14 protein-coding genes are annotated in these 13,600 nt (G+C 36.4%); 1 reads left to right on the forward strand and 13 read right to left on the reverse strand.

Annotation, left to right across the window (positions count from 1 at the left end):
- Positions 1 to 107 precede the first annotated feature (107 nt).
- Positions 108 to 791 (reverse strand): DUF421 domain-containing protein, encoded by a 684-nt coding sequence (locus ACGTNH_RS18590; protein ID WP_394588431.1) that lies wholly within the window; start codon positions 789 to 791, stop codon positions 108 to 110.
- Between the two features lie 253 nt (positions 792 to 1,044).
- On the opposite strand from ACGTNH_RS18590, the gene ACGTNH_RS18595 reads away from it, so the two are divergent.
- Positions 1,045 to 1,197, forward strand: coding sequence for an adenine deaminase C-terminal domain-containing protein (locus tag ACGTNH_RS18595; protein WP_394588432.1), 153 nt, complete (start codon positions 1,045 to 1,047; stop codon positions 1,195 to 1,197).
- A 673-nt stretch (positions 1,198 to 1,870) separates the two neighbouring features.
- Here the strand turns inward: ACGTNH_RS18595 and ACGTNH_RS18600 are convergent.
- The 12 genes from ACGTNH_RS18600 to ACGTNH_RS18655 form a co-directional block, all read right to left on the reverse strand.
- The gene (locus tag ACGTNH_RS18600) at positions 1,871 to 3,334 is read right to left on the reverse strand and encodes a potassium/proton antiporter (RefSeq protein WP_394588434.1); all 1,464 of its coding nucleotides are present in this window, start codon (positions 3,332 to 3,334) and stop codon (positions 1,871 to 1,873) included.
- Between the two features lie 342 nt (positions 3,335 to 3,676).
- A complete protein-coding gene (locus ACGTNH_RS18605) occupies positions 3,677 to 4,009 on the reverse strand; it encodes a hypothetical protein (RefSeq protein ID WP_394588435.1) in 333 nt (110 codons plus the stop codon).
- Positions 4,010 to 4,477: 468 nt separating this feature from the next.
- Complete coding sequence (locus tag ACGTNH_RS18610) at positions 4,478 to 4,753, reverse strand: hypothetical protein (protein ID WP_394588436.1); 276 nt, start codon at positions 4,751 to 4,753, stop codon at positions 4,478 to 4,480.
- A gap of 1,233 nt (positions 4,754 to 5,986) precedes the next feature.
- Positions 5,987 to 6,331 (reverse strand): hypothetical protein, encoded by a 345-nt coding sequence (locus tag ACGTNH_RS18615; protein WP_281975055.1) that lies wholly within the window; start codon positions 6,329 to 6,331, stop codon positions 5,987 to 5,989.
- 508 nt (positions 6,332 to 6,839) lie between these two features.
- Positions 6,840 to 7,313, reverse strand: coding sequence for a GNAT family N-acetyltransferase (locus tag ACGTNH_RS18620; protein ID WP_281975056.1), 474 nt, complete (start codon positions 7,311 to 7,313; stop codon positions 6,840 to 6,842).
- A 151-nt stretch (positions 7,314 to 7,464) separates the two neighbouring features.
- Positions 7,465 to 8,718, reverse strand: a complete 1,254-nt coding sequence (locus ACGTNH_RS18625; RefSeq protein ID WP_281975057.1) for an RNA polymerase sigma factor — start codon at positions 8,716 to 8,718, stop codon at positions 7,465 to 7,467.
- A complete protein-coding gene (locus tag ACGTNH_RS18630) occupies positions 8,715 to 9,149 on the reverse strand; it encodes a YciI family protein (RefSeq protein WP_281975058.1) in 435 nt (144 codons plus the stop codon). The genes ACGTNH_RS18625 and ACGTNH_RS18630 overlap by 4 nt, the downstream gene beginning before the upstream one ends.
- A 249-nt stretch (positions 9,150 to 9,398) precedes the next feature.
- Complete coding sequence (locus ACGTNH_RS18635) at positions 9,399 to 10,091, reverse strand: ABC transporter permease (RefSeq protein ID WP_281975059.1); 693 nt, start codon at positions 10,089 to 10,091, stop codon at positions 9,399 to 9,401.
- A complete protein-coding gene (locus ACGTNH_RS18640) occupies positions 10,069 to 10,992 on the reverse strand; it encodes an ABC transporter ATP-binding protein (protein WP_281975060.1) in 924 nt (307 codons plus the stop codon). Before ACGTNH_RS18640 ends, ACGTNH_RS18635 begins: the two co-directional genes overlap by 23 nt.
- A 41-nt stretch (positions 10,993 to 11,033) precedes the next feature.
- A complete protein-coding gene (locus tag ACGTNH_RS18645; protein WP_281975062.1) occupies positions 11,034 to 11,399 on the reverse strand; it encodes a DoxX family protein in 366 nt (121 codons plus the stop codon).
- A 169-nt stretch (positions 11,400 to 11,568) separates the two neighbouring features.
- Positions 11,569 to 12,504 (reverse strand): sensor histidine kinase, encoded by a 936-nt coding sequence (locus tag ACGTNH_RS18650; protein ID WP_281975063.1) that lies wholly within the window; start codon positions 12,502 to 12,504, stop codon positions 11,569 to 11,571.
- A gap of 3 nt (positions 12,505 to 12,507) precedes the next feature.
- The gene (locus ACGTNH_RS18655; RefSeq protein WP_281975064.1) at positions 12,508 to 13,203 is read right to left on the reverse strand and encodes a response regulator transcription factor; all 696 of its coding nucleotides are present in this window, start codon (positions 13,201 to 13,203) and stop codon (positions 12,508 to 12,510) included.
- Positions 13,204 to 13,600 lie beyond the last annotated feature (397 nt).

A 13,600-nucleotide genomic window follows, 5' to 3' on the forward strand; every position in this document is an offset into this window, starting at 1 on the left:
TATAACATTTGCGTGCCTTGACTGTTTTATACATGGAGGAACTGGTAAATTGTCGTTGATTTAGTTAAAAGCTTATCTTAATGATTTAAAATAAGCAGGAAGAGTTGTTATTTAGGACTTATATGAATACCCTCACTTTTTCTCCAATCTGCATAGAAAATCTTAGTTTTATCATTATACCCATTAGCTGTTAGTTCATTATTTAGCCACTCTTCATCAAATCCACACTCACTTAAATTGTCCCATAAAACTTCACCGTCAATAATTAAGCTGATCGGTAGATCTACAAAGCTTTCTGGCAGGTTGAGATCTTGCTTGTCTGGTTGTTGATATTTAGATTTTAGCAGTGTGCTTATTTGCCCATTAGGTTCGAGTGTGCCGTACTTGACTTCACGTACGGAGAAAACATTATTTTGTCGAAGTAAGCTTAATATTTGATTCATATCTAATTTGTTTTTTTTCGCTATATTTCGGTCAATGATACCATCTCGAATGATTATGGCAGGTTTCCCTACCAATATAGAACGTGTCGATTTTATTTTCAAAGTAAGAAATTCTATACCCAACATCAGCAATGTCCACAAACCGACAGCATATAAAAAAGACAAAATTCCTATATCGTCTTCATAAATAGTATTTTCTAAAAACCCTCCAAGCAATAGCACAAAAACTAAGTGAAATGGTGTTAGCTGATAAATGGCTGTTTTTCCTGTTAAGATGACAATGAAAAAGAGTGTGAAAAAACCAATGATGACTTTCATTGTCAGTAAGTCCATACTAATAGTACCCAAAATATTTACCTCCTGTTTATAAAATTCCTATAATTTTCAACATTTTAGCTAACATAAAAAGAACATCCCTTTTATTATGAACATTTAAGCGCATATCACTAAAATTTTGAACATTTCCGTGAAGTTCCAGGCGTCAGTCGGGCTGGATACTATAACTGGTTGAAAGCAGAAGAGACAAGTCAGCTAAAAGCTCGCGAAGATCAGGCGCTCATGATTAGCATAATAATGTTATTGTGGTACGAATGAGAAGGATATGTTATTTGCAATAAATACGATAAAAGAGATGGGTGGAGGTTTAGTAATTGTCGAAAATAAAAAAGTAATAGCTTCCTTAGCCTTACCTATTGCAGGTTTACTATCTGATGGACCAGCAGAAAAGGTATACAGTAAATTAATAAAATTATAGAAAGGTCTTGATTACATAGAGGCTTCGAAGAAATTCAATCCTTTTCTAGCCCTTTCTTGGCATTACCGGTCATTCCTGATCAAAAATAACCGATATGGGTTTATTTGATGTTAAGTAATAAATAAATATACGTGCGCTCCTCTAAATATTTTTTTAACCAAAATGAACAACGCATACTAAAGTAGACTTCTCTTTCTTCTTCTGTAAACATCTCCAATATTAATCCTAGTTTAAACAATTGTATCCCCCGGCTCATATTTAATAATAAAAGAAAAGCCTCTCAAAAGTTTATAAACTCTTGAGAAGCTTTTTAGATTTAGTAAATAATTTTAAATACCAGTCAAAATCCAGTAAAATTGCTTTTAAACCCTATGATAAAAGGGTTTTAGGCGCTATCACATCATGCCGCCCATTCACTGTATTTAATAAATAATAGAAGATAAGACGTAAGAATCCTTAAATAATCGGTGTTCCAACTATTTGTTATTAGTTAGGAGGTAAGAGAAACGTGAATTTTTCCAAACGAACCAATAAGATGAGGATTAGGAGAACTTGTGTGCAAGTCTTTCTGGAAAAGTAACTTGCTAAGAAAAGCCTGTACTTAGTGAGTAAGTTTTTAGTAGGTAAAGTACAGAAAGAGAACTTAGGGCAGCAATACCTTGCCCTAAGTTCTTTAGAATGCTCTTTCTGTCTTTTGTGTATCCTTTAAAAGTTTTTTCACTTTACTTCTTTCCTTCTTCTTAGTTAATACATAGAGGGTATCTTGAGCTTTCAATCTTGAATTCCCTGTAGGTGTGATTACTTCTTCACCTCTTGCAATAGTCACTATTAAGGTATCTTTAGGGAAACTAATTTCACTTAATTCTTTACCAGTGATTGGTGAATCTTCTCCTATTTTTACTTCAATGATTTCGGAATCGGTTTTTCCTAAGTTTATTAACTCTATGTCACCAATTGAGCGACTCTTTATATCGTCAGCTAAATTAAACCTGGCTGCTAACCAAGATAAAGAACTCCCTTGCACAAGTGCTGATAACAGCACCACAAAAAAGACAACATTAAATATTAATGCGCTATTTTCTACGCCTTCAATTAATGGATAGGTAGCTAATACAATGGGTACTGCCCCTTTTAACCCTGCCCAAGAAATGAATAGCATTTGTTTAAGATTATATTTCATTCCAAGTGTACTTACAAAAACACCTATTGGTCTCGCAATAAACATTAAAATAAGGGATATTAATATCCCTTTCCATGCTACGTCTATTAACTGAGCAGGGAAAGCCAATAGGCCGAGCATCATAAACATTAGAATTTGCATCATCCAGCCAAATCCTTCATTAAACCGAAGTATCGAAAAGCGGTACATTAAATCACTATTCCCCACATATACGGCCATTACATAAACGGCCAGTAATCCACTTCCACCTACAAGGTCAGTAAATGCATAGGTGAAAGTGGAAAATGCTAAAGCAAGCACCGGATAAAGACCTGAAGAATCCAGATCAATTTTGTTAATAACAAATACAGTAATCCAGCCTAATGCTATCCCTACAATTAAACCTAGCCCCATCTCTAAGAAAAAGCTCCCTATTGCGCCCCAAACAGAAGTTTCTGGAATTTGAATTAAGTCAATGAAAATAATTGTAAGAAAAACCGCCATTGGATCGTTTGATCCTGATTCTGCTTCTAAGGTAGAGGTTATCTTTTTCTTTATATTCTTACTTCCTAGAACTGAGAAAACTGCTGCGGCATCTGTAGATCCTACAATTGCTCCTAGCAGCATTCCCTCTAACCAGCTTAAATTAAAAATGTATACAGCACCAATACCTGTTATAACTGTAGTAATTAATACACCAATAGTAGCCAAGGAGCTTGCTGCTCCTGCAATTGGCTTAATGTCCTTCCACTTCGTTTGAGTACCTCCATCAAACAGGATAATGATTAATGCAAATATACCTATTAGTTGTGCAAGTTCTGCATTTTCAAAGTAAATATAACGGTTTAATAACATCCCTGCCGCTAAGAATAAGATAAGAGAAGGCATCCCCAGTCGTATTGAGAACTTCGTTGTTAATACACCTGTGAGAAGCATTATTGATAATAATAAAATAATTGTTTCTACATTAAAGTCCATACCAAACCGCCTTAAAGATTATTAGTTACTTCATAAATATAAAATTATGTTATTAATCATTATTTATGAGTTGTTAAACTCCAAATATCTGTTTCATCTCTTTAACATTAACCATATTCCATGAAAATTCCGGAAAATAGCTAATCAAATTCACTCCAATAAGTTGGGCTGAAATCCATATCGTTCCAAAAAATATCACAAGTATTAATACGCATGCCAAATATAACTCTATTTTACTTTTTAAATTTTCAGTCACATACATTCTCCTTCTTCATCTTTTTACAAATACTAAAATGAAGGCATACCAAAAAAACTTTATGCCTAGGGGGATAAAGTATATGACTAAACTAAATAATTTGATTGATATTTCATTGCATCTATAAAACCATCAGAACTCGAAATAAAACCTGTTTTAAAACTGAAATCAAAAGGGATAGGTATTATTATGTAAAAAGGCATGATCGAAATAGGAGAAAAAATAGAGTCATGCTTCCATTTCGGAATAGTAGAAGGATTCATAGGAGAAGTTGATGAAGCATCAAAGTCAGTTATCTTACTCGTTACAACCGGCTCAACATCATCCAATGTTATTTTTTCTAGCTGTTGGGAGGGATTTGAGTGTACCAAGAACATAATTATTGTAATAGACATGAGCATAAATAAATATTTTCTCAAAATACTTCCCTCCCCTTTTAGTAGGCGTGTCTATACATATACATTATAGCAATCGTATTGAAATGCTGACAACTCTTGTTATTCTATAATTATCTTTTCTAGTATTTTTATCAAATAATCCCTCCTTATAGCTTAAACCCTCGCAAATTCAACATACTCAAAGATCTAATTGAACAACAAAAGATTTTCACCATTTAAGCCTACCCTAAGTAATTTTCGTCCTCTTAAGATAAGGGATTTATTTCCCTATTATAGAATCCTTTTTCGATCATAGCACTAACCTCTGATAGATGCCGCCCATATATTCACCTAAGTTAGTAAAGGAAAATAACATCAAAACCGAGGGATACAAGCAATGTATTTAAGGTCCGTATTCAACATCTATAACAAAAGTTACGGCTGTTATAGTTCACCTAGTAATCTTATAGCACTCGTATTTTTCTGTAAGTTTATTGACTTACAACATAACTAGGCATCTTCTAATTCGAAAAACTCCTGGTATTTTTCAGGGTCGTGGGCAAGTATCTCTTTTACTTTATCTTCATTTAATTTATTTAGTACATCGGATGTATTTTTACCTTCAACCAACTCAAACCAGTTCCCCTTATTTGTCTGATACAATTGCGCTGTCACCCAAGTCTTAGTATGACCATAAGTACTATCTATATTGGCATATTTCTGAAACTCATAAATAAGGTTCGCTTTTTCAGTATCATACAATTTCCCCTCAATAACCTTTCTCATATCAATCCTCCTAAACCTTTATTTATGTTTTATTTCTCCATGATAAGGCTTTTCTCCTTGCCAGTATATAGGATGAGAACCAAAACATGAAGTGGTTCTGTAAATTTTTTAATCTATAATATTATTTATTTTTGATAATACAGAACAAATAGGATGGCAACCTAATAAAATAGACTCATACTTTTATTAATAAAGATAATCTAATAACCATAACTCTATAAGCTATTACTTCTGTCAGCCGTTGCTAATTAATCCATAACTTTTTCTCTTAATTAAGAAGCAGTGTGACTATGAATAGAGATATGATAATGAATGGATCCAATTATTGGCCTGGATATTTCGAAGGGAAAAAGCCAAGTACAAGCCTTTTTACAAAAGAAGGAACCTTGCAAAAAAGTTTTGTTTTCGAGCATAATGTCTTAGGTTTACACATCGGTTTTGGTTAAAGGTGGAAGAAGTCACAGGGGGAGCTCCGGTCGTCGTTTTTGAATATGTGATTTAGAATAAACCATTAATATACTATTATAGAAAATACTTCAATCATTAATCTTGAAGTTTATTTAGTATGTTCATTTATATTGTACCATGTTTATTTCATCTTCTTTACCCTTACCTATTGACCTCTTATTAGCTGGTATACTTGAAGACTCAGTTTTGAGATTAATTGTCGTGTCACTTAAATTTTTGCCATATGTATCTTTACAAATTTAAGAATAAAAGAAAAGCCTCCCAAAAGTTTATAAACTCTTGAGAGGTTTTAGTTTAGTTAGAAACCAGTCAAAATCCAGTCAAATTGTTCTCAAACCCTATTTTGAAAGGGTTTAAGGCGTTATCACATCATGCCGCCCATTCACTCGGCTATTTAATAGGACAATAATAAGACCCTCAGAACCTTGTTATACCAAGGTTTCCATCGCAAAGTAAATTTATAAACCACAATAAGTTTTAATACTTTATGAACAGTATCCAGTCATAATCCAGTCACTAAAAACATCACCTAGAATTCAGAATAAAAGAAATAGATCTTTACCCATTTGGGATAATGCGTTTTTAAAAATATTTGTCTCGATATAGTATCTGTGTTGGATAGGGATTGACTACGATTCACTTGAAAACTGCGAATTTTACGGCGTAACTAGCATTAGGCTATGGATATACCATTTTTCCTTCCAATACTTGAATCCATGTGGATCTACCCAACGTTCATGCAAGGTGGTTTGGAAACACGTTAGTTTAAGAGTGTATCTGTGCCCAAGCGGTACGAAATTTCAACATAGATATAATCATAACTAAAGACAAGATAAGAGCTCCACCATCCGTAATTGCGCTTGGTAAAATCCCTTGTACACCATAAACGTCGTTAACTGCTGTCCACATCGATAAAGGTATCATAATAGGTCCAGTAGCTTGAGTAATGTTTACCACTAATATAACCCACCATAAAAGCCTTGATCGGCTATTTAAAGCCAATATACCTAACGCATTACCTAAAATATATATACTTCCAACAATTCTAAAAACGAATGTAAAATCTGGTGCTTCACCAGCTGGATTAGCTACACCTGCCATTTGCATCATAGTTTCAATTAACTAGGGATTAATAATTATAAAATTATGGATAGCTGTACCAATAGTAAAAATAATGGAACATATCACAATTGTAATTTGTAGCTTTCTAGTTGTAGTTGAATCTGTTAACTGATGATTCGTTTTCTTCATTTCATTTACCTTCTTTCTAATTTCCTATATATATTACTGCTACAAAAAATAAGGGGAGATGATACCTTTCGCTAAATAAAACAATAATCTATTTCAATTTATCATTTTTTCTTATGTTTTAACTTGAGTCCCTAGTTCAATTTTTATATAAGTCTTGAGGCTTAACTTTAAAAGCAAAGATAATAAATACTTCGCTTTCCATTATCCTTTCACGTTAAAAAAAATCGTACCTCCGTATTAGCCAATCTCTCCCTTAAATGGAACAAAGGGTGTAATTCAATTTTCTTGAATTACACCCTATAACAGAATAAACCATGTATTTAACACCAAGTCTCACAGTAACTTACTGACACACTGTAAATAACCTTTATTCAAGTGTAAGAACAAATTCTTCTACATCTTCACCACGAGCGTTAGAAAACCCACTGTCTTCACCAGAGATTGTAAAACCACATTTCTCCAGTACCTTGAGTGACCCTATATTGTCCTTGGTAACACGAGCATAAAGTGGACGAATGGTAACGTGTTTTAAAAATTCCCTTAAAGCATTGGTAGCTATTCCTTTGCCCCAGTATTCTTTTCCTATCCAGTAGCTAACCCCCGGTACACCGAACTGCTCAAAACATAGAATATTTCCAGCAACATTATTTTGAACAATAATGGTTTGCTTGATGATCTCTTTATCCTCCAAAATTTTATTCCAGTGAGTTAAGAAGCTGTTCCAATCCCCCGGGTCCTTACTTGTAAATGCCGCCATATGATTGGCATCCCGATCCTGTTGATGTTTGAAGAAAATCGGAAGATCATCTTCAATTACTTTTCGAAGCATTATATTACCCATCAAAATCACCCCTTTGTAGATTACTAGTGTTATGTACAGTCGAATGTGAAAAATGATGATTTGTAACACCCGAACGGAAAAAGAGGAATCCTTAAGTCCGTATCTCGTAGACCCTGTCACCACCTGAAATAACTGACCAGGATGCCGAATGCTAGGACTTACATTCATTTGCTCGGTTCAATAGTAGCTCCTTCTCACGGTTATTCCGGGTCATCGACGCCGCTCGTTCAAATTCTGTACGGGCTTCATCAAAACGCCCCAGTTTGACAAGTAGATCGCCACGAACGCTAGGCAGTAGATGATATCCCTTTAGGGAATGTTCGGCACAAAGCTCGTCGACAATCTGCAGTCCATAAGAAGGTCCAAATGCCATTGATATGGCAACCGCCCGGTTTAATTCGACGATCGGCGATGGTGTTACTCTGGCCAGTGCTTCGTAAAGGGCAGCGATACGGATCCAATCAGTCTCAGCTGCCGTAGGGGCTTCCGCATGACAAGCAGAAATCGCAGCCTGCAACGCATACGGGCCGAGTGTGCTTCCAAGCTTCTGGCTGCGCTCCAATGCCGCTAAGCCCCGGCGGATCAACAATTGATCCCACTGAGCCCGATTTTGATCCAACAGACGAACCGGTTTCCTTTCGGGATTAACCCGAGCTTTAAGCCGGGAAGCTTGAATCTCCATAAGGGAAACGAGGCCGTGAACTTCCGATTCATAAGGCACGATCTCGGCTAGTATACGTCCCAGTCTCAATGCCTCCTGACATAGTAATGGGCGGATCCAGTCATTACCTGATGTTGCTGAATAACCTTCATTGAACATTAGGTAAATCACTTCAAGTACGGGAGACAAACGGTCTTTGAGTGCTTCCCCTGTTGGCACATCAAAAGGTACTTTCTTGGATCTGAGGGTTCTCTTGGCACGGACGATTCGCTGGGCAATCGTCGATTCGGCAATAAGGAAAGAACGTGCAATTTCATCGGTAGTAAGTCCGCATAATAGGCGTAGCGTTAGGGCGACTCTGGCATTTTGGGATAACACTGGGTGACAGGTCATAAAAATCAGACGAAGGAGATCGTCACCGATCTCCCCGTCCAAAGCACAATACACATCTGCCTCTTTATACAAATCCATACCGTGGGCGATCTCTCCATACTTCTGATCACGCAACTTTGCCCTTCGCATAAAATCGATCGCACACCGTTTCGCCGTTGTCATCAGCCAGGCACCCGGGTTGTCAGGGATTCCGATCTCTGGCCATTGTTCAAGAGCAACCACTAAAGCATCATGAGCAATATCCTCTGCAGCACCTACATCCCGCAGCATTCGAGTTAAACTGGCAATTAGCTTTGCCGACTCCATTCTCCATATGGCATCAGTGGTTCGATGTGTATCGATTAAACTCACGTTTTTTTCTGCTCCTCTACCTGCTTATCGAGTTCTGCATCTTTTTCCAGCAATTCTGAATTAATCGTAAGATCTCCCGCTTCATATAACGGCCTAAGTTCAATCTCCCCTTGTCCAAACCCATGGGGATCCGGAAATCGATATGCCCATTCAATTGCTTCTTCTTTCGATTTGACTTCAATTAGAGTATATCCTGCAATTAATTCTTTAGCTTCCGTAAACGGACCATCAATGACTTTAGGTTTCTCTCCAGGTACCGGATAGGAAATCCGTATTCCGCTTGAGCTGGGCTGCAGCCCGGCCCTATCGAGCAAAACACCAGCTTTCGCCAATTCTTCATGATACTTTTGCATGGTACTATAAAGTTCCTCACTCGGCATAACCCTATCTTCTGAATCCGTTGTAGCCTTGACAATGATCATAAATCTCATAAGTGTTTACCTCCTTTATTCTTTGAAGCTTCGTTAACCCATGTAAAAACCATTCGGGTAATTCCGCTTCTATATATACGACGAACTAACCTTTACTGAATCGACAATAATTTAAAATTTTTTTGGTCTCCTTAACACTTTCTTGGGCGGGAAGCAAAATTCCTTTCACTTAATAAAAAAAGCGAGCGTACACAAACAAATTAGTTGATACCAATTCAGCAACTCTCTAGTGTCCGTAAAATACAAGGGTCAGCTCTCCCCTATTTTTTCTACTGTAATAATGGAAAGAAAAATACTGAGACTTCCTAACGCACACAGCGCTGCAAGGACTAGATTAAAAGGAAGGTTGATTATAGATGAGAGAAATGGCGACTGCATTATAACGATTGCGCATATCACAGTTGAGACTGTCGCTCGTTTCCAAATCCCAAAATAAAAAAGCGGGATGAAACTAATCAAAGTGATCATTAAGGCATGAAGAATCATTTGACTTAAAAACTTAGTAAAATCTGTACGAGTCGGATCGCCATTTATAAGTGGTTGCACTTGGTCTATTAAATAAGTCACGGTACCAGTTAATAAATAAGACGCCATAGTAAGAAGAAACACAAACGCCGCAATAAATAGTATTTTTGCCGTAAAGAGTTTTTGCCTGCTTATTGGATACCTAAAGGATAGAGAGATTGTTCTGTTTTTATATTCGTCAATAAAAACCTGGTTGATTAAGGAAGCTCCAAATAAGATAAATCCCATATGAATCGACATGTTCAAATCAATAACTGCAGCGTAGCTCTGGCCAAAATCAGCACTGACGACTTCTATAAAAAAAACGGGCAATAACATTATTATGAGGGGATATATAATAGCTTCACTTATCACCGATTTCTGCTTTAGCTTTTTCCACTCTAATCGCATTAATTTAATTATCGAAGTCACCCCCATTAACTTGTTGATAAAAATAGTCTTCTAATGAGTATGAATGTCTCTGTATTTCTTCAATTTCGATATTATGAAGAATAAGCGTTTTTGCAACGTCGCTTTGGGTATGGCTCATATCATAAATACGAATCTTACAATCTTGAATCATTTTCATATTCGAAATGTGGAGCTCGTTTTCCAACAAACATACGGCTTGCTTTACGTCTGTCACCACAAGCTCGATATAATCGGAACGTTCTTTGCGAATATCAGCCAGAGCAATCTCATTTAATATTTTCCCCTGATGAATGACTCCAACTCTGTCAACAATTTGCTCCAATTCTCCTAATATGTGGCTAGAAAGAAGAAACGTTATCCCATATTCCCTATTCAGCATCCGAATTAAATGACGCATATCTTTAATTCCGATTGGGTCCAGTCCATTTGTCGGCTCATCTAAAACAATCAGTTCAGGCTTTGTAATAAGCGCTCTCGCAATCCCGAGACGTTGCTTCATCCCAAGCGAAAAATCCTTCACAATTTTGTCTTCGACCCCTTTTAAATTTACCAATTGTAACGCTTGTTTCATGTCGTGTTCGTCATAAAACCCCAAATAATCGCAATGTAACTTCAAGTTCTCGATTGCAGTTAAATGGTCAAAAAAGACGGGATATTCGATAATGCTTCCGACTCTGACCAGTTCGGATTTTGTTTTTTCCGTAAGCCTCTGATTAAATAACAAAATTTCCCCTTGTGACGGGCATGTTATACCTGTAAGCATTTTCATAATCGTTGTTTTACCTGCACCATTCTCCCCAAGAAATCCGTATACTTCTCCCTTTTTGATGTGAATATTGATATCGGAAACAAGTTCTTTCCCTTTAACTTTTTTCGTTAAGTTGTTCGTTTGAACGACATATTCCACGATTCAACCTCCTTTGTAACTATCATAATTAATAAGATCTTTTATGAAAGAATACTCTGTAATTCAGCAAAGTGAAGGGCGCTCAAAGTGAGGGAAATGACCAACAATATAAAGGCTGGTAAGGATGCACTGAACGGATCTTTTACTCTGATATGCGCGAACACCGCACCCAGCATCGTAATAGCAAACCATACTCCTGTTATGACCACCACCCATGGCAGCCAAAAGCCAATAATTAATCCCACGACGCCAACTAACTGCACCCAACCCGTTACGATCCGAAACCACTGGGGAAGCTTAAGATCCTTGAAAATGTCCACCTGCAGCTGATAACCAACTATTTTCTGTATGCCGACAATTAAAAATAAAAAACAGAGAATACCTTGGAGCACAAATGAGATAATCAAATCAATCCCTCCAAACTATTTGAACTTTTACAATGCTTTGAACCTCTTTATCTCAACTATCTTAATCATATTGAATTAATACAACTTTTTTCTTTCTTAAACCTTTCAAATTTCTTAAGTTTATGCTGAAATAAAAAAGAGGCTGTTCCCGATGAACCACCTCAAAATCCTAATACGTTATTTTCTTAAAAATGCACGTGAAAACTGTTTTCCTATGCGGTTTGCTACTTAGCTTAATCTCACCTTTCATTGCTTCAGTTAAGCGTTTGGTTATACTTAAGCCAAGGCCGCTTCCTTGAAATTCCGGGTTTCTGGCATCATCCAGCGTATACAACCTCTCGAATACACGATCTTGATGTGATTCCGCAATCCCTTTACCTTTATCCCAAATATCAATAGCGATATTCTCACCCGCTTCTCGTATGGTTAAACCAATCACGCCTCCATCACTTCCATAATGAATGGCATTTGAAATTAAATTGCTCAAGATACGATTTAACGCATGCTCATTACCCAGAATAAAATAATCCTGTTCCGGAATATCTACCTCTACATCAAGATTTTTTGATTGCAATAATTGATAAAACTCCAAGACATTTTTTCGGCAAATTTCATTGATTGATAATCGACTTATCGGAAATTCATCATCACCGGCATCCAGTTTGACAAGCTCAAAAAATTGCTTCACTAACACGATCACACTAGAGGTTTTTTCATTAAGGCGGTCCACGATTTCACTCTGCTCTTCATATGACATTTTGTCATGCTGTTTTAATTTCTCGACATATCCCAGAATAACGGTTAGGGGTGTTTTTAAATCGTGGGACATGTTGGAAAGCATTTTTTTCAAACTTTCTTTCGTTCTGACGTTATCGGCAACCACCTTTTGGTTATGACTTAAAAGACGATTCACTTGAATCAGCAGCTGCTGTACAGGCTGCTGATTAGTTTGCATGAACACTTTACTAGCCATTTCCTGCTCAATGATACGAGCTAACTGATCACTTATTTGATGAAGTTCACGATCCACTTTTCGTTTTGATAAATATTGCCAACTTATGATGAACAGAAAAACAATTATAATCACTATTAGAAATAAGTCCATACGTTACTCCCCTAATTTGTAGCCAATTCCCCAAACCGTTCGTATATAAAATGGATTGGACGGATCCTCTTCAATCTTTTCACGGAGCCTTCGAATATGTACATTGATCACATTTTCATTACCAAAGTAATCCTCTTCCCATATCAACTGATAGATTTGCTCTTTTGTAAAGACTCGGCTTTGGTTGGTGATGAAAAGCTTTAAAATATGAAACTCTTTCGATGTAAGCTGTATATTTTTCGAGTTTATTTGTGCAGAAAAAGTATCCAATTCTAGTGTCAGTCCCTTAAACCGAACAATCTTTGGATCGGCATGACTAGTTGCCGCAAGATACTGCGTAGCCCTTCGAATGGCAGCATGAACCCTTGCCGTCAATTCGATAACGGAAAAAGGTTTGCTAATATAATCATCCGCTCCAAGCCCTAGACCTAATGTTTTATCAACATCACTTTCTTTTGCTGAGATGATAAGTACCGGAACAAAGCTTGTCTCTCTAATTCTCTTTAAGAATTCCATGCCATTTAACTTCGGAAGCATTAAATCAAGCAATACAAGGTCAATTGGTTCATTTTCAAAGAGGTGAATTGCCTCTTCTCCGTCAAAAGCGGTAACCACTAAGAAGTTTTCCTGTTCTAAATGACTTGTAACAAGTTCACTTATTTCCTTGTCATCTTCAACAAGTAGTATTTTCTTTTGCATAGTAAAACATCCAATCTATTGTGATTATAATTTTATTATAACGGTTGACGAAAAATATGGGAGCCATCTATCTAATAATATAAATTGAAGCATACTTATAATAAATACGATAATTCAATTTTACACAAATTATTGAAACTCCATATAAAATACTGCTACGTTATCACAATAAGCGATAGTCACTTTGCAGCTATCGCCCTCTATATTTGAATCTCAACTAACGTTTTTATCACAAGCTACAAAACTCATCAATCACCTGCTTTTTTATTTCTGCTATGGGGAACTTATGAGATAAGTAGATATCATCAACATGATTCCTTGAAGCGTGGAGGAAAACTATAACGATCTTTTCCAACTGGTGTTTAGAATTAATCAACTTTATAGAAAAGGGGTTAGA

It is taken from the genome of Halobacillus sp. B23F22_1 (genome assembly GCF_043497005.1).
Taxonomy (GTDB): Bacteria; Bacillota; Bacilli; order Bacillales; family Halobacillaceae; genus Halobacillus_A.